Source organism: Flavobacterium sp., assembly GCF_041392085.1.
Classification (GTDB): Bacteria; Bacteroidota; Bacteroidia; order Flavobacteriales; family Flavobacteriaceae; genus Flavobacterium.
In genome coordinates this window covers 318,602-339,106 of sequence record NZ_JAWKMW010000005.1, presented here as the reverse complement: position 1 = coordinate 339,106, position 20,505 = coordinate 318,602, and the positions used below count along the sequence as shown (strand labels likewise).

The 20,505-nt window shown below is 33.7% G+C and carries 19 protein-coding genes and 1 riboswitch; of the genes, 8 read left to right on the top strand and 11 right to left on the bottom strand.

All coding sequences use genetic code 11. From position 1 onward, the window contains the following. Window positions 1-7: 7 nt before the first annotated feature. The 6 genes from R2782_RS04455 to R2782_RS04430 all read right to left on the bottom strand — a co-directional run bounded on the left by R2782_RS04455 (window position 8) and on the right by R2782_RS04430 (window position 7,003). Window positions 8-2,227 carry a TonB-dependent receptor gene (locus R2782_RS04455; RefSeq protein ID WP_371266867.1) on the bottom strand — a complete coding sequence of 740 codons (2,220 nt, stop codon included), beginning with the start codon at window positions 2,225-2,227 and terminating at the stop codon, window positions 8-10. Window positions 2,228-2,312: 85 nt separating this feature from the next. After that, a riboswitch (TPP riboswitch) is annotated at window positions 2,313-2,408 on the bottom strand. A 92-nt stretch (window positions 2,409-2,500) separates the two neighbouring features. Further along, window positions 2,501-2,902, bottom strand: a complete 402-nt coding sequence (gene arfB, locus R2782_RS04450; protein ID WP_371266866.1) for an alternative ribosome rescue aminoacyl-tRNA hydrolase ArfB — start codon at window positions 2,900-2,902, stop codon at window positions 2,501-2,503. Beyond that, window positions 2,903-5,017 (bottom strand): DUF4301 family protein, encoded by a 2,115-nt coding sequence (locus tag R2782_RS04445; protein WP_371266865.1) that lies wholly within the window; start codon window positions 5,015-5,017, stop codon window positions 2,903-2,905. Next, window positions 4,978-5,601 carry a nicotinamide riboside transporter PnuC gene (pnuC, locus tag R2782_RS04440; protein WP_371266864.1) on the bottom strand — a complete coding sequence of 208 codons (624 nt, stop codon included), beginning with the start codon at window positions 5,599-5,601 and terminating at the stop codon, window positions 4,978-4,980. Before pnuC ends, R2782_RS04445 begins: the two co-directional genes overlap by 40 nt. 47 nt (window positions 5,602-5,648) lie before the next feature. Beyond that, window positions 5,649-6,368 carry a geranylgeranylglyceryl/heptaprenylglyceryl phosphate synthase gene (locus R2782_RS04435; protein WP_371266863.1) on the bottom strand — a complete coding sequence of 240 codons (720 nt, stop codon included), beginning with the start codon at window positions 6,366-6,368 and terminating at the stop codon, window positions 5,649-5,651. Next, entirely contained in the window at window positions 6,365-7,003 is a 639-nt protein-coding gene (locus R2782_RS04430) for a 4'-phosphopantetheinyl transferase superfamily protein (protein WP_371266862.1), read from the bottom strand. Before R2782_RS04430 ends, R2782_RS04435 begins: the two co-directional genes overlap by 4 nt. A gap of 137 nt (window positions 7,004-7,140) precedes the next feature. Here R2782_RS04430 and ahcY point away from each other — a divergent pair, with 137 nt between their 5' ends. After that, the gene (gene ahcY, locus R2782_RS04425; protein ID WP_371266861.1) at window positions 7,141-8,457 is read left to right on the top strand and encodes an adenosylhomocysteinase; all 1,317 of its coding nucleotides are present in this window, start codon (window positions 7,141-7,143) and stop codon (window positions 8,455-8,457) included. Window positions 8,458-8,593: 136 nt separating this feature from the next. On the opposite strand, the gene R2782_RS04420 is transcribed toward ahcY, so the two are convergent. Further along, window positions 8,594-10,138 (bottom strand): Rne/Rng family ribonuclease, encoded by a 1,545-nt coding sequence (locus R2782_RS04420; RefSeq protein ID WP_371266860.1) that lies wholly within the window; start codon window positions 10,136-10,138, stop codon window positions 8,594-8,596. Between the two features lie 332 nt (window positions 10,139-10,470). Beyond that, window positions 10,471-10,764 carry an HU family DNA-binding protein gene (locus R2782_RS04415; RefSeq protein ID WP_026711129.1) on the bottom strand — a complete coding sequence of 98 codons (294 nt, stop codon included), beginning with the start codon at window positions 10,762-10,764 and terminating at the stop codon, window positions 10,471-10,473. 132 nt (window positions 10,765-10,896) lie between these two features. Here R2782_RS04415 and mutY point away from each other — a divergent pair, with 132 nt between their 5' ends. The 4 genes from mutY to gldD are packed head-to-tail and all read left to right on the top strand — an operon-like array spanning window position 10,897 to window position 14,299. After that, the gene (gene mutY / locus R2782_RS04410) at window positions 10,897-11,934 is read left to right on the top strand and encodes an A/G-specific adenine glycosylase (protein WP_371266859.1); all 1,038 of its coding nucleotides are present in this window, start codon (window positions 10,897-10,899) and stop codon (window positions 11,932-11,934) included. 53 nt (window positions 11,935-11,987) lie between these two features. Then, window positions 11,988-12,425: a single-stranded DNA-binding protein gene (locus R2782_RS04405; protein WP_371266858.1), complete on the top strand. Its 438-nt coding sequence runs from the start codon at window positions 11,988-11,990 to the stop codon at window positions 12,423-12,425. 22 nt (window positions 12,426-12,447) lie between these two features. Beyond that, window positions 12,448-13,743: a gliding motility-associated protein GldE gene (locus R2782_RS04400; RefSeq protein WP_371266857.1), complete on the top strand. Its 1,296-nt coding sequence runs from the start codon at window positions 12,448-12,450 to the stop codon at window positions 13,741-13,743. After that, the gene (gene gldD, locus R2782_RS04395; protein ID WP_371266856.1) at window positions 13,736-14,299 is read left to right on the top strand and encodes a gliding motility lipoprotein GldD; all 564 of its coding nucleotides are present in this window, start codon (window positions 13,736-13,738) and stop codon (window positions 14,297-14,299) included. The genes R2782_RS04400 and gldD overlap by 8 nt, the downstream gene beginning before the upstream one ends. A gap of 56 nt (window positions 14,300-14,355) precedes the next feature. Here gldD and R2782_RS04390 read toward each other — a convergent pair whose 3' ends face one another. Further along, window positions 14,356-14,865 carry a heavy-metal-associated domain-containing protein gene (locus tag R2782_RS04390; RefSeq protein ID WP_371266855.1) on the bottom strand — a complete coding sequence of 170 codons (510 nt, stop codon included), beginning with the start codon at window positions 14,863-14,865 and terminating at the stop codon, window positions 14,356-14,358. 119 nt (window positions 14,866-14,984) lie between these two features. On the opposite strand from R2782_RS04390, the gene R2782_RS04385 reads away from it, so the two are divergent. Continuing rightward, on the top strand, window positions 14,985-15,851 hold the full coding sequence (locus R2782_RS04385; protein ID WP_371266854.1) for a DMT family transporter: 867 nt from the start codon (window positions 14,985-14,987) through the stop codon (window positions 15,849-15,851). Between the two features lie 75 nt (window positions 15,852-15,926). Here R2782_RS04385 and R2782_RS04380 read toward each other — a convergent pair whose 3' ends face one another. Together R2782_RS04380 and R2782_RS04375 are read right to left on the bottom strand one after the other, a co-directional pair. Further along, a complete protein-coding gene (locus R2782_RS04380) occupies window positions 15,927-17,966 on the bottom strand; it encodes a M16 family metallopeptidase (protein WP_371266853.1) in 2,040 nt (679 codons plus the stop codon). A gap of 10 nt (window positions 17,967-17,976) precedes the next feature. Further along, window positions 17,977-19,305 carry a M16 family metallopeptidase gene (locus tag R2782_RS04375; protein WP_371266852.1) on the bottom strand — a complete coding sequence of 443 codons (1,329 nt, stop codon included), beginning with the start codon at window positions 19,303-19,305 and terminating at the stop codon, window positions 17,977-17,979. A 196-nt stretch (window positions 19,306-19,501) separates the two neighbouring features. On the opposite strand from R2782_RS04375, the gene rplU reads away from it, so the two are divergent. Further along, on the top strand, window positions 19,502-20,128 hold the full coding sequence (rplU, locus tag R2782_RS04370; protein WP_371266851.1) for a 50S ribosomal protein L21: 627 nt from the start codon (window positions 19,502-19,504) through the stop codon (window positions 20,126-20,128). A 31-nt stretch (window positions 20,129-20,159) separates the two neighbouring features. Continuing rightward, on the top strand, window positions 20,160-20,420 hold the full coding sequence (gene rpmA / locus R2782_RS04365; RefSeq protein ID WP_371266850.1) for a 50S ribosomal protein L27: 261 nt from the start codon (window positions 20,160-20,162) through the stop codon (window positions 20,418-20,420). The last annotated feature ends 85 nt before the right edge of the window (window positions 20,421-20,505 follow it).

Below are 20,505 nucleotides of genomic sequence, written 5' to 3'. Positions count from 1 at the left end.
TTATTAATTAAAACAAGAGTGTTACACCTACTAAAAAATTGATTCCGGCTTGTGGATAAAAACCTGTTCCTTCAATGGTTGTTATTGTTCCCGGTGATGAAAAATCGTCATCATACGTATAGAAATACCCATTGCTTTCGTATTTCAGATTAAAAACATTGTTCACTAAAGCATTAAATCGTATGGTTTTAAATACTTTTTTAGTTTCAATTTCATAGGAAACATTTAAATCATTGACAAAATAAGCATTTAACTTAGAGCTTTCCGCATCAATATTTCCCATATATTGTTCGCTTACATACTTTGACAATAATGAAAGCTGTAAATTTTTAACCGGAATAAAAGTCAAATTACTTCCAGCAATAAAATTAGGTGAAAAAGCAATATTTGTTGAACCCAAATTTTTTAGTACGCCATCTCTCTGAAAAACAAAATCTTGGTTTTTATTTTGACTTATTGTGAAATTGGGTTGTAAAAACAATTTATCTGAAAGTTTCAACGTGGCATCAACTTCTAAACCAACTCGGTAACTATCTCCGCTATTGGCACGAATTGGTGCTCCAACATCATTTAATTCTCCGGTTAAAACTAGCTGGTCTTTGTACATCATCCAATAACTGTTGATATTCAACTTAATATTTTCTGTTGCATATCGCCACCCTAGCTCAAAATCATCTAATTTTTCAGGTCTTGGACTTCCGTTTTCGTAGTCGTTTCGGTTTGGTTCTCGTTGGGCTTTAGCATATGAAAAATAAAAGTTGTTATTCTGATTTAAAGTAAAAGTAATTCCTGCTTTGGGATTGATAAAATTAAAATTGTCGTTCACAATTCCGGTATCTTCGCCATTGGCTTTAAATCCAACATTTCTGTATTGAACATCTCCAAAAAGTCGCCATTTATTAGTTAAATTATAATTCATTTTCGCAAAAACATTGACATCGGTTTTGGTTGAAAAATCGTCATAATAGCGGTCTCTTATTTCGCTTTGCGAGGCAAATTCTGCCCAAATGATTTCGCCAAAATGAGATCCTTCATATTTGTTTGCTCCTCCCCCAAAAATAAAATCGACTTTATCTTTTTTGTAATTTAAAGAAAAAGTTGTTCCGTAAAAATCATTATCCAACCAACGACGACGAATTAAATCGGTTACATCGATGGTTTCTCCTCCTAAGGATATTGGATTTAAACCATAATCAGCAAAATCTTCATCCTCTCTGTATTGCTCAAAATATCCTTTACCTTTTGTATAGTGAAAGGCTAAATTCGTACTCCAATTGCTGCTCCAACGTTCATTCCAATGCAATTGATAATGATCTTGCTGATAATTATCTGTTTCATTATCATAGAATTTCATGTTTCCTTGATCGTCAAAATACATTCCGGCTACATTAAAGGTTCTGTCATTTTCTAACAATTCAGGGTCTTCTAAACCATACCACGCTTGATAGGTTGTTTGAATTCCTCCAAAAACAAGAGCTTTAATTAAACTGGTTTCACCAACATACGTTCCTTGTAAAAAGTACGATTTTAAATCGGAGGAAGCTCTGTCAATATAACCATCAGAAACCACATTTGATAATCGTCCAGCAATTTCAAATTTGTCATTCATCAAACCCGTACTGAATTTCAAAGTATGCTTTCGTGTATTAAAACTCCCAAACGAATTGGAAATTTCCCCACTTGCTTCATTTGCATAAGAATCAGTCAATAAGTTTAAACTAGCTCCAAATGCTCCCGCACCATTAGTTGAAGTTCCAACACCACGTTGTAATTGTAAACTTTCAGTAGAACTGGCAAAATCGGGCATGTTTACCCAAAATGTGCCTTGGCTTTCAGAATCGTTATACGGAATTCCATTGATAGATACGTTCACTCGTGTTGCATCGGAACCACGCACTCGAATTCCTGTATAGCCCACTCCTGCACCAGCATCGGTTGTAGTGACTACTGAAGGAAGATAATTCATCATTATCGGAATGTCCTGACCCAGATTTCGAGATTGAAATTCTTCCTTGCGAAGATTGGAAAAGGTTACAGGCGATTGTTCATTTACTCGAACGGCTGAAACCAAGACTTCGTCTAAAGGAATGTCTTTAGTTTTGGTTGAATCTGTAACGGCTTGTTGCTCCTGCGAAAAACCGATAAAAGAAAATAGAAAAAAACTCGCAAAGCAATACTTACTTGGTGTTTTTATGCCAAACTGGCAATTGTTGAATAAAGTTTTCATTCGTAAAAAAATTACGAATAAAAGGGGTAATTATTCTTTGTTAATATTTAAAATTGATACTCTTGACATCAAAATAAACGTGCACTTTTATTTCTTTGTCTACTCCCTAAACAGCATTACCTGTTCCAGGTTCGTTGGGTATGATCTCAGCTCGTTTTTTAGAGCACCCCTTTGAGACGGGGCAAAGGTAATAAAAGAATTTCAATGGCAATAACAAAAATCAATGGCAATGATAAATTTCTTTTACCCATTGGCATTCACCTTTTACCTTCTTCAAACATCCGGACGTTTTCTGTTTTGTTTAATTTCTGAAGTAATTCTTTTTTCATTGATTCTTTTCTCAACAGCAGCACGAGGAACTTTTGTTTCTTTTCTTTCTTTGGGTTTAACCAGAGCATTTTGAATGATTTTCAAAAAACGTTTTGTGACAATTTCTTTATTTTTGAGTTGGCTTCGGTCTTCATCACAGTTTAGGCTAAGAATACCTTCTGAAGTTAATTTTTTCTTTAATTTTTCAGAAAGCAGTATTTTTTCATCACTATTGAAACTTTGCGAATTAATCAAATCAAAAGTTAGCACCACTTTTGATGAAACTTTATTCACATTTTGCCCTCCAGCACCACTGCTTCTCACGGCTTTAAAAAAAAGTTCTGATATGAGTTTATCGGTATCCAATTACTGAGGTTGATGAGCTGTTTTTAATAAATCGTTTACTGTTTTCACTGGGTTAAAAGTAATGAGGGGAACTTCGACAAAAATAGTAAGCCATTTTGCCATTGCTCCATTCCAAAGTCCAGGCAATTCATATGCTTTTAACTCTCGACCACTTTTGTTTTTGTGTACGATAAAACCACTCGAATGATCAACAAATTCTGTTAAGTCGAAATTTCCTCCACGATAATTTCTAATTCCGCATACCAAATCAACCGGATTAAAGTGAGTAGAATCAGAGAGTATTTTCATTTGACTAACATCTTTATGATCGATTTGAGAAGATTCTACAATTTGGAGAAAAACCAACCCTTTTTTGTCTCTCACCCAAAAAGGCCCTCCTCCAGGTTCTCCTTCATTTTTAACCATACCACAAACTCGAATGGGTCTATTTAAATAATTTCTAATGTAATCAACTTTGCTTTCTTTTGTATATTTTGAAAAATCTTCAACAACTTCAAAATGCAGTTTAGTTTGGATAAACAACACTATTTCATCTAATAATTCTTTGGAAATAATGTCCTCATCAAGTTGTTTAAGATAATTGAAAATTTGATACTGTTTTTCTAATAAAATACCTGCCAACGCCTTTTTATATAAGGCAATTTCATTAATATGATTTTGAATTACATTGTCAATGTTTTTAATAAAAACGATATCTGCATCTAATTGATTAAGATTTTGAATCAATGCTCCATGTCCACCCGGTCTAAAAACTAAACTATCATTTTCTTCTCTAAAAAAATGATTCTCGGTATCAAGAGCAATGCTATCTGTTGATTTGTCTTGATAGGAAAAGTTTACTTTAATTTCTATATCTGAATTGGCTTCTATTTTCGGTTTTACCAGTTCAATTACTTTTTCAAATTCCGGTTGATGCTCTTCAGAAACCGTAAAATGTAAATTTGCTTTGTTATTTGAAGTTGCATAAGCTATGGCCTCTTGTAAATGCTCTTCAATGGGAGTGGCAATATGAGATTTATACTTATGAAATGGTAAAACGCCTTTGGGTTTATTAGCAAAATCAAATCCGGTATTGGAAAGTAACGTTTTGACAAAGGCATAGTTTTTAGTGTCATATCCCCAAGAATCATATTCCGAAAAGGTATTTCTGAGTTGAGCAATGACATCCTCATAAAAGGGGAACTTTTCTATTCCTATTAAAAAAATTGATAAATTTTTAGCTTTTTTTCTATTAATGTAGGCGTTAATAGATTCTTCCCCTAATTTATAATCATTAATAAATTCACTTAAAAACTTAAACATTCTACTAGCTGCACCAGATGCCGGCACAAATTTCTTTAATTTCAAATGACTTTTTTCTTTCTCAAAAAAAGTGGCATAATAGTTTGCTTCATCGACTGAAAGGGGTTCTATACCATCTTTAAGCTTAGCAGGTCTGTCTAAATTTAAAGAAGGTACACCGTTGATTAAGAAATGTATCTGATTTTCAATTTTTTCGAAATGCATTTCTTTAGCTTCAATTTGAATACAATCAAAAGAATTTAAACCCAATTTTTTAGCCATTTCTAACCTTGATAGAATAGTTAACGCTCTCTGAAATCGTTTTTCTTTAGATCCTGAAAGTTTTATATATGGTTTTTTAAATCGAATTAAGTTTTCCTCAAACTGTTGCAAAGTCAGTTCCCGTTCGTTTGGCTTGTCTCGTAAATCATCTTTCTCCCATGGAACATCTACGTCAGTCAAAAAAAACAAATCATACTTGTGCTTTTTTGCGGCTTTTTCTAGGGCTTCATCACACTCACCAAAATACAAATCTGAAAAAACTTTGGTTACCAACAAACTTGTGTCGCTAAACAAATATTGGTTTGCTTGTTTTAATCCTTCATTCTCTAATTTGGTTTGACCAATTGCAATGGGCAACAAATCTTCTTTTCTACAAGTTTGTTTTTCAACATCCCACTTTTGTTGAAGGTAATCACGGGCAAATTCAGGTATCCAAACTGTATTATAATGTTCTGCCAATTGTTTAGCTAAAGTAGTTTTGCCGGTACATTCAGGCCCATAAAGGGCAATTTTTATGATGCTTGATGATAGTTGTTTAAGATTTTCTTCCATTCTATGTAGCCAAAAAAGGCAATTATTGTAAATATAAAATACTGAATACTGGTGAGTGTATAACCTTTATAAAAATACAAAGGAATTGAAATAATATCCCCAATAATCCAAAAAATCCAATTCTCAATTTTTCGTTTGGCCATAAGCCACATTCCTACAAAAAACAGGCCTGTAGTTAACGTATCCACGTAGGCAATTGTACTTGTAAATTTATTAAAAAACGTGTAAACATTCATGACAAAAAATATAGCTGCGATAAAAACTATTCCGCTAACTTTTTTTTCACTTTGATTCATCCATGAAATGGGAAACTTGGTTTGACCATTTTTTTTTCTGGTCCAATTGTACCATCCATAAATACTCATGACGGTATAATAAAAATTGATAGTCATGTCGCCTAACAATTCCCATTTCCACAATAAATAAATAAAAATTCCAGTGCTGATGATACCGGTTGGAAAAACTAAAATGTTGTTCTTTTTGGAATATAAAACACTGATTAAACCAAAAATAACAGCAATCAGCTCCATCGCAATATCAAGTCCTGAATACGTTTTATATTGTGAAAAGAAAAAATCAATCATGTTGGCTTACAAAAGTTCAAATTTGATAAAATTGCCTGAATTGTTCATTACCTAAAGTTAAAAAAATTACTATCGTTTTCAAATGCAGTCCCAATAACAACCATATCTGCACCGGAATCAAATGCCGTTTGGATGGCTTGATGCGAACGAATACCACCCCCAACAATTAGCGGAACTAAAATTTCATTTGAAACTGCTTTAATCATTTCAAAAGGAACTGCCAGTTTAGCTCCACTTCCCGCTTCCAAATAGATTAATTTATTTCCCAAATATTCTCCTGCTTTGGCAGTTTTACAAACCATTTCAAAATTATTTCTGTTTAATGGTAAAGTTTGACTAACGCGTTCTACAGCTGTTTGACTTCCACTTTCAATTAGCAGATAACCTGTAGAAATGATTTCCAAATTGGATTTTCTCAATAATGGAACTGCATTTACTTGGTGTTCAATCAAATAATCAGGATTTCTTCCCGACAGTAAGCTTAAAAACAAAATTCCATCTGCATGAAGCGAAATTTGCGAAGGATTTCCCGGAAATAAAATAATCGGTAAGGTTAATTTTTCTTTGAGCAAAAAAATCAATTCATCTATCTTATTGGATTCTACTATACTCCCGCCTATTAAAATATGTGTTGCCGGACTCTTTTTTATCTTTTCAATCAAATCTGACAATCGATTTAATTCAACTTTATCAGGATCTAATAAAATGGCTAATAATTTTTTATTTTGGCTTTTTGCCAACAGTATTTCTTGGTAAATTTCTCTCATGATTCGGTTTCCCAAAGCCAAACTAAAGTGTAATTTTCAATTTCAGTAAAGTAAACTAAAAATTCGCTTTTTAAGGCATTAAAATCTAACAGTGCAGTCGTTTTCTTTTCATTCATTTGAAAAGGACGAACAAAAATATGGTCTTTAAAACTAATTCCGATTTCATTTCTAACTTTAAAAACGGCTTCTTTTATACCCCAAATCACTGTTAACATACTGATAAATTCAGAGGAATTATTTTCGTATTCATAAACAAATTTTTCTTCGGCAAATTTATATGCGATTTTTTTTACCAAATCACGTCGAAGCTCAAGATCAATTCCAATATTTTTATTTGATAAAATAATTACAGAAAAACCGAAAGAATGTGAGATAGAAATGTTAACTCCATCATTCAAATGAGGCTTTCCGAACTCATCATAATACAAATCAAAATCAGAATAACCGTTATATTGCAATAACATTCTTACGGCCAAAAAACCTTTTTGATGACTTTCGGACTTCATGCCTTCCAGCCTAGCCAATGATGTATCCTTTAACGAAACTTCACGAAACAAATCGTTATACGATTCCGTTATTTTCCATACAAAAAGAGCTGTATTATCATCAACTTCTATTCTTTGGTAAAATGGCATTGCTGAGGTTTATTTATCGATTTGTATTTCAAAATGTTAGCAGTTTAAACAAATCACAAAAAATAAAAAAAGGTTTTTTAATTCCTTCTGTATTATGTAAATTTGTAAAAATTTTTGCTAATATAATTATTTTATAAATGAGTACACAAACAATGCCTTTCGTTGCTTTTAAAGTGAAAGATATTTCACTAGCCGCTTGGGGAAGAAAAGAAATTGAATTAGCCGAAGCGGAAATGCCCGGTTTAATGGCACTTCGCGAAGAATACAAAAACAACCAACCTCTAAAAGGTGCTCGAATTGCCGGTTGTTTACATATGACTATTCAAACGGCCGTTCTTATTGAAACACTAATTGCTCTAGGGGCAGAAGTTACTTGGAGCTCTTGTAATATTTTTTCTACACAAGACCATGCTGCCGCTGCTATTGCCGCTGCCGGTATTCAAGTTTATGCTTGGAAAGGTTTAAACGAAGAAGAATTTGATTGGTGTATTGAGCAAACCTTGTTTTTTGGAGAAGACAGAAAACCCTTAAATATGATCTTAGATGATGGTGGTGACTTAACGAACATGGTTTTTGATCGTTATCCTGAGTTGATTCCCGGAATCAAAGGTTTATCAGAAGAAACTACAACAGGTGTTCACCGTTTGTACGAAAGAATGAAAAACGGAACGTTACACATGCCGGCCATCAATGTAAACGACTCCGTTACAAAATCAAAATTTGACAACAAATACGGCTGTAAAGAATCTGCTGTTGATGCCATTCGTCGTGCGACTGATGTGATGTTGGCAGGAAAAAGAGTTGTTGTATGTGGCTACGGAGATGTTGGGAAAGGTTCAGCTGCTTCATTTAGAGGTGCCGGTTCTATCGTGACTGTTACCGAAATCGACCCAATTTGTGCTTTACAAGCTGCTATGGACGGTTTTGAAGTGAAAAAATTAGACACGGTTATTGGAAATGCTGATATTGTGATTACGACTACCGGAAACAAAGATATTGTGGTAGGAAGACATTTTGAGCAAATGAAAGACAAAACCATCGTTTGTAACATTGGGCATTTTGATAATGAAATCGATATGGCTTGGCTAAACAAAAATCACGGTGGAACGAAAGTAGAAATCAAACCTCAAGTTGATAAATATACTATTGCAGGAAAAGATATCATCATTCTAGCCGAAGGTCGATTGGTAAATTTAGGTTGTGCAACCGGTCATCCGAGCTTTGTAATGAGTAATTCGTTTACAAACCAAACGTTAGCTCAAATTGAATTATGGAATAACAGTTCTGCTTATAAAAATGAAGTGTATATGTTACCAAAACATTTGGATGAGAAAGTAGCAGCATTACACTTAGCTAAATTAGGAGTTGAGCTAGAAACTTTAAACCAAGAACAGGCCGATTATATTGGTGTGGAAGTTCAAGGCCCATTTAAACCTGATTATTACAGATATTAATAACAATAAAAGTTTAGTTTTAATAGGTCATTTGAATATTTTTTTTCAAATGACCTATTTTTAAGCTAAGTTTTAGGTAAGAAAAAATTTAAAATTTATACAAAAAAAAACGTCTACCAAAAGGTAGACGTTTTTTTTAATCTTTAATTACCTTACCATCTTTGTCAAAAAAATGATACTGTAAAAACGTGTAAGCATCACGAGGTATTATTTTCACCCATTTTTTATGTTCAAAAAACCATTTTGAACGTAATGATGGAAAACCTTTGGTTAGATAGGCTGCCACAAAAGGATGGGCGTTAAGCACCAATTTTTTATGGTCTTTTAATCGTTCAACATCAAGAGAAATTTTATCAATCACTTGAATTGGAGCATCAATTTCTCCTTTTCCGTTGTTTGGATCTTCTTCTCTTGTTTTTATGTTAACTTCTGGTCTTACACGTTGCCGTGTAATTTGGATTAATCCAAACTTACTCGGTGGTAAGATTTTGTGTTTGGCTTTGTCATCACTCATTTCCTGTCGTAAGAAATCAAAAAGTACTTTTCGGTTTTCGGGATTTTGCATATCGATAAAATCGACTACAATAATTCCGCCCATGTCTCTTAAACGCAATTGTCTGGCAACTTCTGCTGCTGCAATTAGGTTTACTTCCAAGGCTGTGTCTTCTTGATTTTGAGCTTTATTAGAACGATTTCCGCTGTTCACATCAATAACATGAAGAGCTTCGGTGTGCTCAATAATTAAATATGCTCCTTTGCTCATCGATACCGTTCTACCAAAAGACGTTTTGATTTGTCTTTCAATATGATATTTTTCAAAGATGGGCAATTCTTTCGATTGGTATAACTTGACAATAGATACTTTTGAGGGATCAATTTCTTCAATTGACTCCTTAGTTTGCTCAAACAACTCTTCATCGTCTATATAAATTCCTGTAAAGGAATCATTAAAAACATCTCTAAGTATAGATGAAGCTCTGTTCATTTCACTTAGAACTTTTGACGGATGATGAGCCGTTGGTAATTTTTTACACATGGCAGTCCATTTACTAAGTAAATGCTGCATGTCTTGGTCTAGTTCGGCTATTTTTTTGCCTTCTGCTACTGTGCGAACAATAACACCAAATCCTTTTGGTTTGATAGATTGTACAAGTTTCTTTAAACGGTCTTTTTCTTCTTTCGATTCTATTTTTTGAGAAACAGAAACGCGATCTGAAAATGGAACCAAAACAATATATCTTCCGGCCAATGAAAGCTCTGAGCTAATTCTTGGTCCTTTGGTTGAAATAGGTTCTTTAACGATTTGTACTAAAACCGACTGATTGGCACTCAACACATCGGTGATGATGCCGTCTTTGTCGATTTCTTTTTCAAACTGAAAGTTTTTAAGGGAGAAATCTTTTAGTTTACCTGTGCTTACAAGTTTAGTGAATTTTAACATAGAAGATAAGTTGGGCCCTAAATCATGATAATGCAAAAAGGCATCTTTCTCAAATCCTAGATTTACAAAAGCTGCATTAAGTCCCGGTACCGGTTTTCTGATTTTGGCAATAAAAATATCGCCTACTTGAAAACCGCTTTTTTGCTCTTCTTCTTTGTGTAATTCAATTAGTTTTCCATCTTTTAATAAGGCAAAATCTACAGCTTCAGAACTTGACCTGATGATCAACTCTTTATTCACGTTGTAAATTTTTATCCAAACAATTTAGTTGTCGGTTGTCGGTTGTCAGTTAGGGGTAAAACCCGTAACTCGCAACTTATAACCAATCAACCATACGTAAGGATGGATTAAACAATATTTTAAACAGGTATTTTTACCCGGTGAAACAGTTATTGTTTTTTACTGTCTCATTTCAAAGAACTTTTTGTAAAAGAAAAAAGTAGTTTAGAACTACTTTTTCTTTTTGTGACGGTTAGCTCTCGCTCTTTTTTTACGTTTGTGCGTCGCTACCTTGTGTCTTTTTCTCTTTTTTCCACTTGGCATAGTGTGATTTTTTTGGTATTAATAATAATTTATACTGTAACTTCAGTGTTTGTTTTTACACCTTCAACAAAAACCTTAGCCGGTTTGAAGGCAGGTATGTTGTGTGCAGGAATTTTGATTGTAGTGTTTTTAGAAATGTTTCTTCCTGTTTTTTCGGCTCTGGTTTTAATGATAAAACTTCCAAAACCTCTTAGGTAAACATTGTCTCCTGTCTCTAATGAGTTTTTAACTTCTTCCATAAAAGACTCTACTGTTGCTTGAACATCTCCTTTTTCAAGTCCTAATTTTTCTGAAATCTTCGCTACGATATCTGCTTTCGTCATTTTCTTGCGTATTTAATTTTATGTGTAAATTTTTGAGAGTGCAAATATACAAATTAAAAAAACAAATATTCAAGCATAATTGATTAAAATTTAATTACATAAACTTATACTTTTGTTAACCAATTCAAATTTATGACTTTTTCTAATCGGCTTATCTCATGGTATTTAGAAAACAAACGTAATTTACCATGGCGAAAAACAATAAATCCTTATCATATATGGCTCTCAGAAGTTATTCTGCAACAAACCCGAGTTGCACAAGGTTTACCTTATTACATTAAGTTTACTGAAGTTTTTCCCACTGTTTTTGATTTAGCGAATGCTTCGGAAGAACAAGTTTTAAAACTATGGCAAGGATTAGGCTATTACTCCAGAGGCAGAAATCTTCATAAAACAGCACAAATCGTAGCCTTTGAGCACAAGGGCATCTTTCCTAAAACCTACAACGAATTATTAAAATTAAAAGGAATCGGAACGTACACGGCGGCGGCAATTGCTTCATTCAGTCAAAAGGAAGTTGTTCCGGTGGTAGATGGCAATGTTTATAGAGTCTTGGCTCGTTATTTTGATTTGGAAACTGATATTTCATCGACTTCAGCAAAAAAAGAATTTACCTCGTTAGCCAATGAATTAATTGATAAAAAACAACCCGATGTATTTAATCAAGCTTTAATGGAATTTGGAGCTTTACAATGTATTCCCAAAAAACCAAATTGTTCAATTTGTGTTTTCAATGATAGTTGTGCCGCATTACAAAAGAAAAAAGTAGATTTGCTTCCAATAAAATTAAAAAAAACGAAGGTAACAGAACGATTTTTTAATTACTTGGTTTTGGAAGATGAAAACGAGCAATATGTAATTCAACAAAGAACAACAAAAGATATTTGGTATAATTTATACGAATTCCCCTTGATAGAATCCAAAAAAGAACTCAACGAAAAAGAAGTAAAAGAAAAACTTTCTACTACTTCTTTTTTTACAAACAAATTACTCTCTTTAAAACCGTATGATGAGAAAAGCGTCTTACACATTTTGTCTCATCAACGACTAAAAATCAGGTTTTGGGAAATAAAAGTAGAGGGTATTCTTAGAGAAGGAATATCAAAAGAAGCAGTAAAAAAACTTCCTTTTCCTATTGTGATTTTTAATTTTATTGAAAAGAATTTCTAAACTGTTATTAAATTTGTAACTTTGATACAATCCAAAAACAACTTAAGAACATTATGAATGGAACTTTAAACAAAGTGATGTTAATTGGTCACTTAGGCGACGACGTAAAAATGCACTATTTCGAAGGAGGTAATTGTATAGGCAGATTTCCATTAGCTACCAATGAGGTTTATATAAACAAGACGACCAATGAAAAATTAACTTCAACAGAATGGCATAATTTAGTTGTACGTAACAAAGCGGCTGAAATTTGCGAAAAATATCTTTCAAAGGGAGACAAGATATATGTAGAAGGAAGAATTAAATCCAGACAATGGCAAGCCGAAGACGGTCAGACAAAGTATACCACCGAAATTCAGGTAACAGAGTTTACTTTTTTAACAACTAAAAAAGAAACTGAATTAAACAAACAAAATCAAGACTCAACTAAAAACGCTTCTTTTGACAACCACAGCGGAAGAAATTCAGATAATGACGATTTACCGTATTAAAGTATAACCAATTCTTAACCATTTGGACGCAGACCCCGCGAGTTTCTCGGAATTAATTAATACAAGCTTACTCCTTGGAGGACTTGGAATGATACTGTTACTGTTTTTTTCTGCCTTGGTATCAGGTGCAGAAGTTGCTCTTTTCTCGCTTTCACAGAAAGATATTGATGATTGCATCGAAAAAAATGAAACAAAAGGTAATTTAATCTCCAAACTTTTAGAACGACCCAAGAAATTATTAGCGACCCTATTGATAGTCAACAATTTTATTAATATAGGTATCGTTATTATCTTTTCGTTTATTAAAAATGATTTGCTAGGAACTATTTATCCTGAATGGTTACAGTTTGCCATCGAAGTTGGGCTAGTAACCTTCTTAATTTTACTCTTTGGCGAGATTTTGCCAAAAGTTTATGCTAATCGTAATAATATCAAATTTGCCTACATGGTGGCACAACCCATCCATTTCCTCAATATGATTTTGTCCCCCATCAATATGCCTATGCGGGCAGTGACAATTTATTTGGAAAATAAACTTGGCAAACAAAAGACCAATATCTCCGTCAATCAATTGTCGCAGGCGTTAGAATTGACTTCTTCGGAAGATACCTCTCAGGAAGAACAAAAAATTTTGGAGGGTATCGTTTCCTTTGGAAATACAGATACTAGTCAGGTTATGAGCCCGCGAATTGATGTTTTTGGTTTAGAAATTCAAGAATCATTCAAAGAAATATTACCTAAAATATTAGATAAAGGTTACTCTAGAATTCCAGTATACCGAGACAATATTGATCATGTTGAAGGCGTTTTATATGTAAAAGATTTGTTGCCTCATATAGATAAAACTGATTTTGATTGGATAACCTTACTTAGAGAACCGTTTTTTGTTCCTGAAAACAAAAAGTTAGATAATTTACTAAAAGATTTTCAAGGGATGAAAAACCACTTGGCTGTAGTTGTAGATGAATACGGTGGAACATCAGGTGTAATTACCTTAGAGGATATTATCGAAGAAATTGTGGGCGATATCAGTGATGAGTTTGATGACGAAAACATCAACTATTCACAAATTGACGACAAGAATTTTCTTTTTGAAGGAAAAATAAACCTGAAAGATTTCTACAGAATTGTAGATGTTGACGAAGATTTATTTGAAGACAAAAAAGGGGAAGCTGAAACGTTAGCCGGATTTATTTTAGAAATTATCGGAACGTTTCCCAAAAAAGGACAAAAAATAAGTTTTGATAAATGCTTGTTCACGATTGAATCGGTTGACAAAAAACGCGTAAAACAAATTAAAGTAACTTTAGATGCCTAAATCAATTTTATACTTCGGATTTCTATTTGTCATTTGTTTATTAATAGGATGTAAAGAAGACGTTTTGCCGAAGCCATCCGCTCAATTGCGACTGGATTATGAAATGGCAAATTACATGCAGTTTGACAGTCCGTGTGCCTTTAATTTTGACCATAATGTGGACACAAAAGTAAACGTGAAAGACAATTGTGATGTCACGATTCAATATCCAAAAATGAAAGCTACGGTTTATTTAACGTATCGAAAAGTGGAGAACAACATCGATGAATTGTTGAAAGACGCTCAAAAACTTACCTACGAGCACGTGATTAAAGCCGATGATATTGTGGAAACTCCTTTTATCAATACCAAAGATAAAGTGTATGGTATGTTTTATCAAGTGGGAGGAAATGCCGCTACTAATACGCAATTTTATCTAACCGACAGCATCCAACACTTTGTAACCGGTTCGGTGTATTTTTATGCCAAACCTAATTTTGATTCGATTATGCCGGCAGCGAGTTATATCAAAGACGATATGCAAACGTTGATGGAGACAATGCGTTGGAAGAAATAAAAAAACCTTTGTCAAAAATTGATAAAGGTTTTCAATTGTGTATTATCCTAAAATATTTATAAAGTTTCTGCTTTTTTAGAAGCACAACACGCTTTTTTCTCACCGGAAGAACATGATTTTTTTTCTTCAGAAGAATTGGCTTCTTTTTCTTTATTCTTCGCTTTCTTTTTCTTTTTGTCTTTGCTAAAAAGCATTGCTTTGTCGGCAGTATTAACAACATCAGATACTTTATAAGTTTTCCCATCGGCAGCATTTTCTACGGTTTGCACCAATACTTCCGGTGTTAGCACATTGGCATCATATTCGATGGTTGCTTTTTTGGCCTCAAAATCGATTTCTGCTTTTTGAACGCCATCTAATTTGGCTAATTTTTTTTCTAAATGTCCGGCACAGCCCACTTCGCAATGCATGCCTTCAACAGTAAAAGAAGCCGTTGCCAATTGGGCAGGTTGTGCTTGTTCTGTATTTGCCGTTGTGTTTTCTGTGTTTTCTGTTGCTTCTTTTTTGCAGCTTACCATCATTAACGTTGTTAAAGCAATAGCTGCGATTGTTTGTGTGAATTTCATAGTTATATTGTTTAAAATGAGTGATATAAATTTTATTTATACGATATTACAAAAATAACATTTTTTTCGCTTTTTATTTGCCAAAATTAACGGAGTTTTGTGATGCGAAATCACCAACCATGGAAAACAAAAACTTACGATTCGTTTATTTAGCCATTTTGGCTCTCGTTTGGGGGAGCTCTTTTATCCTTATAAAAAGGGGATTGACCGGTTTAACGCCTTTTCAGCTGGGCTCATTGCGAATGGTTTTTGCCGGGTTGTTTTTGTTGCTTATCGGATTCAATAGTTTGAAGCAAATTCAGCTTCGACATTGGAAATACTTGGCTTTAACTGCTTGTTTTGGCACGTTTGTTCCAGTGTATTTGTTTTCCTATGCTCAAACCGAAATTAGCAGTACGATTAGTGCGATTCTCAATTCGCTCACACCATTAAACACCTTATTGCTCGGTATTTTATTGTTTAAAATTGACTTTCAACGTCGACAGCTTTACGGTGTTTTCTTTGGGCTAGTCGGAAGTGCATTGCTAATTTTGAATGGAGCCGCCACGCATCCGAATCAAAATTACAGTTATGCGATTTTATTAATTATTGCCTCTATTTGCTATGCTTTGAACGTAAATTTTATTAAACGTTACTTATCCGATTTAAATCCACTCAGTATTACCACCGGAAATTTTGTAGTGATGTTGATTCCAGCTTTTGCAGTTTTGTTTTTCTCTAACTTTTTCGAAGTAGTTCAAGTGGAGAAAACACAAAATGTAATAATTTACATTGCTGTTTTGGGTATTGTTGGAACTGCTTTAGCCAATATTTTATTTTATAAATTAATTCAAATCTCTTCTCCGGTCTTTGCTTCTTCGGTTACGTACTTAATTCCGGTAGTAGCTTTTTTTTGGGGATTATTAGATCATGAAGGTTTAACGTTAGTTCAACTTTTAGGAGCGGTAATTATTATGTTTGGGGTCTATCTTTCGGCTAAGAAATGATTTTTTTGTTTCAGTTTGAAGCATAAAAAAAGACTGCCATTGCTGACAGTCTTTAAAAAATTATTTACTTGCTGATTATTGAAAATCTGCATCGCTAACTCCTTCGTTAATCATAACTTCCGAGGTAGTCATTTCTAACTCCATCCCGATGTTTAGCGTTGTTTTATGGGGAATTTTAACTCCTTTCACTTCTTTATAGTCGGCATAATTGGTTGTTTGAGTCATTTTTTGTCCCATTTGCTCCATTTCTTTTGCTTCGGCTACTTTCAACCCTGATTTGACATCATAATAATAGGTAGTCTTTCCGTTTTTAACTGCATAAGCATCAGAACCACCAATGTTTTCAATTCCTCCTAAAGTAATAGAGTTATCACTTAATAAGTTCAATTCTTCAAATGGATAGGCAGATGCTTTCATTTCGCTTAGTTCTTCAGCAGAAAAATCTTTGCGTTGACCTTGTTGCACCATATAACCACTATCTTTTGTTACCACTTGCTTCATCATCGTCATTCCCATCGCTTTCATTTCAACCATCATTTTGTTTTCTGCACTTACTTTTGTGGTCAACTCCAAAGCTGTTCCTTGAATCGTTCCACTAGACTTTGTCAAAATGGTTTTTACATCAGATACGGCTTTTTGTCCTCCAATGGCAGCAATATACTTTTCTAAAACTGATTTAGCCGTTACATCAGCACTTACCTTTTTTTCTTCAGGCTTTTCAACTTTATTTCCGTATTTATCAAAATAGAAAATTGGAATGTTTAATTTTTCTAAACCAGGTAAAACATCACTAGCTTTACTAACAATAACCACTCTCAAATTTTCAGCTAAAAAATATTTTTTAGCAACTCTTAAAATATCATCGGCAGTTACCGCATTGATGTTTTTAATATAATTTTCATAGAAATCAGCTGGTAAATTTTGTGTTTTAGTTTGCAAAGCATACCGAGCAACCGTAGCAGGTTTTTCAATATCCATAACAAACTTACCAATATAACCGGCTTTTACATTTTTCAACGTTTCATCGGATACTTTTTCTGTTCTGATACGTTTGATTTCTTTCAGAATTTCAACCACAGCACTGTCGGTTACTGCATTTCTAACTTGTGTAGTGGCACTGAAATTAGATGTGTACTTATTTCCTCTTAATCCTGATCGGGCACCGTAAGTCCATCCATGAGCTTCTCTTAAATTCATGTTCAAGTAACTGTTAAAATCACCCCCTAAGATTTGATTGGCTACGATTGCTGCAAAATAATCTTTATCCGTCATTTTTAAATTAGTGATGTGAACCGCAGCAATTTCTGACTGCACTGCATTGGGAGCGTCAACAAAGTTAATTTGTGTGTACTGTACATCTTTGGGATCAGAATACGTTACTTGTGGAGCTACTCCTTTTTTCCAAGTAACAAACAATCTTTCAACATTAGCTTTTACTTCAGCAAATTTTACATCACCCACAATTATTAAATAAGCATTTTCTGGGGTAAAGTAAGTATTATAATTTTGATTTACATCTGCTAAAGTTACATTGTTGATGGTTTCTTCGCTCACGTATTCACCATTAGGATGATTTTTTCCATAGGCCAATACTCGCTGAACTCTTCGAGCAATAGAAGGAACACTTTTTTCATCTGCTTTTAAACCCTCTATTAATTTAGCTTTTTCTTTGTCAAATTCTTCTTGAGTAAATACCGGATTTAATGCCCCATCGGCCATTAATTCCAATATTCGGGTTGCATATTTAGAAAGCCCGCTTGCATAAGCTCCACTTGCATCAAAATTAATATTTGCTCCCAAGAAATCAATTTCTTCATTAAACTCATCTTTAGATATCGTTTTTGTTCCATTACCAATTAGACTACTTGTTAAATCAGAAACTCCTTTTTTAATACCCTCTGCATAAGGAGCGTTATCGATTGTTAGATTGTAGGAAACTCTGGGAAGCTTATTGTTTTCTACTACCAAAACTTTTAATCCGTTTTTTAATTCGAACGTTTGAGGTTTACCAATATTGATTTTAGGAGCCGGTCCCGGTTTTGGTTGAGGTCTGTCTTGTGCTTGCATAGAAAGTGAAATAAACAAGCTCGTTGCTATAATGACTATTTTTTTCATGATTGATATCTTAATTTTGAGCTTTATCTGATTTAGGAGCATAATCTAAAAGTAAACGTTGATTTGGGTTAAGGTATTTTTTTGCCGCCTCTCTAATTTCCTCTCTGGTAATTGACCTGTAAATTTCTATTTCAGTATTAATTAAATTTACATCGCCATACAACATGTGAAAAGTAGCTAAATTACCAGCGATTCCTTCAACAGATGCATTACTGTTAACATATTGACTCTCGTAGATATTTTGTAGCTTTTGGTGCTCTTTTTCAGAAATTAAATCAGTTTGAAGTTTTACGATTTCTTCATCAATCTCAGTCATTAAGTTTTCCGGTGTATTTCCACCCATAGGAAGACCATACAAAATATACAATCCATAATCTTCCTGACTAAAGTTGAACGCACCTACTTGAAGAGCCATTTTTTTATCATCAACTAATTTTTTATACAAACGCGATGATTTTCCATCAGACAAAAGGGTAGAAATCATATCTAAAACTCTTGCGTCTCTAGTTTTCATCGAAGGTGTTCTGTAAGAAGCAACCACCATTGGTATTTGAATGTTAGGATCTTCATATCGAGCCCTGATGGTATTTGTAATAGGATTTTCTTCTATTTTTTCTCTAGTAACAGGAGCTCCTTTTGGAATCGATCCAAAATATTTATCTATCCAAGCTCTAGTCTGAGCAGGATCAAATTGGCCAGCAACTACTAAAGTAGCGTTGTTGGGCACATAGTATTTTTTGTTGAATGCTTGAAACTCCTCTAAAGTGGCTGCATCTAAGTGTTCCATTGAACCAATAGTTGCCCAACGATAAGGATGTTTTGTAAACATATTCTTTTTTACTTCAGCAATTAAATTACCATAAGGTTGATTGTCAACACGCAACCTCTTTTCTTCTTTCACTACTTCATTTTGTGTATCAACACCTATTTGATTAATTACAGGGTGAAGTAAACGTTCAGATTCCATCCACAAGCCTAATTCTAAATTATTTGAAGGAAAAATCTCGTAATAATATGTTCTATCATCAGATGTATTGGCATTGTTAGTCCCTCCATTACCGGTTACAATTTTAAACCATTCACCACGTCCGATGTTTTTTGTTCCTTCAAATAAAAGATGTTCAAAAAAGTGAGCAAAACCGGTTCTTTCCGGATTCTCATCTTTTGCACCTACGTGATACATTACCGATGTAATTACTACGGGAGCAGAATTGTCCTGATGTAAAATTACATGCATACCGTTATTGAGCGTGTAATGTTCAAACTCCACTTTTTGAGCAGAAACTGTTCCTCCTGCTAGCATAAGAACTGAACTTAAAGCCATTAATGATTTTTTCATAAAATTAATTATATATTTTTGTTTGAATAGGTATGCAATTTCGTGATTTTGTTACAATTTTTTTGTTTTTCAGTAAAAAAAAATACTTTTTTAATCAAAATTTGACATCACGAAATATAATTTAAATTTTTAAGTTGCACAAATCAATATTAGTTGTATATTTGCAAACTCAAAAAAATAATTTAAACATATTGTTATGTACGCAATCGTAGAGATAGCAGGGCAACAATTTAAAGTAAGCAAAGACCAAAAAGTATTTGTTCACCGTTTAGCATCTGAAGAAGGAACTAAAGTTTCTTTCGACAAGGTTATGTTGTTAGACGATAACGGAACAGTTACTATAGGCGCCCCCGCTATAGAAGGTGCTTCAGTAGAAGCCAAAGTGTTACAACACTTAAAAGGTGATAAGGTAATCGTTTTCAAAAAGAAAAGAAGAAAAGGATACAAAAAGAAAAACGGACACAGACAGTCTTTTACACAAATTGTAGTTGAAGGAATTTTAGCTTCCGGAACAAAAAAAGCTGCTGCCAAATCTGAAAGTCCGAAAGCACCGAAAACCACAAAAAAATCCGATGACTTAACTATTATTGAAGGTGTCGGACCTGTTGCCGCCGAGGTTTTAGCCGCTGCAGGGATAACATCCTTTGCTAAATTAGCTAAAACTAGTGCTGAAGATGTTAAGACTATTTTAGAAGCGTCAGAAGCCAAAGTTTCCCATTTAGACCCAACAACTTGGGCTCAACAAGCTCAGTTAGCAGCTGATGGTAAAATGGATGAATTAAAGAAATTACAAGATGAGTTAAATGGCGGTAAAGCTGTTTAATTTTAATATTAACTTATAAAAACCTAACATCATGGCTCACAAGAAAGGTGTCGGAAGTTCCAAGAATGGTAGAGAATCAGAATCAAAACGTTTGGGCGTTAAGATTTATGGTGGTCAAGCAGCAATTGCCGGAAATATCATTGTTAGACAAAGAGGTTCTAAACACAATCCGGGAGAAAACGTTTACATTAGCAAGGATCATACTTTGCATGCAAAAGTTGACGGAATTGTCAAATTTCAGAAAAAAGGAGATAACAAATCGTTTGTATCTATTATCCCTTTTGAAGCTTAACTAGAAACTGTTATTAAAATACCGAAACCCATTTCTGAAGAAATGGGTTTTTTTATTTCCTTATTTGTAAAAAATATCCCCAATA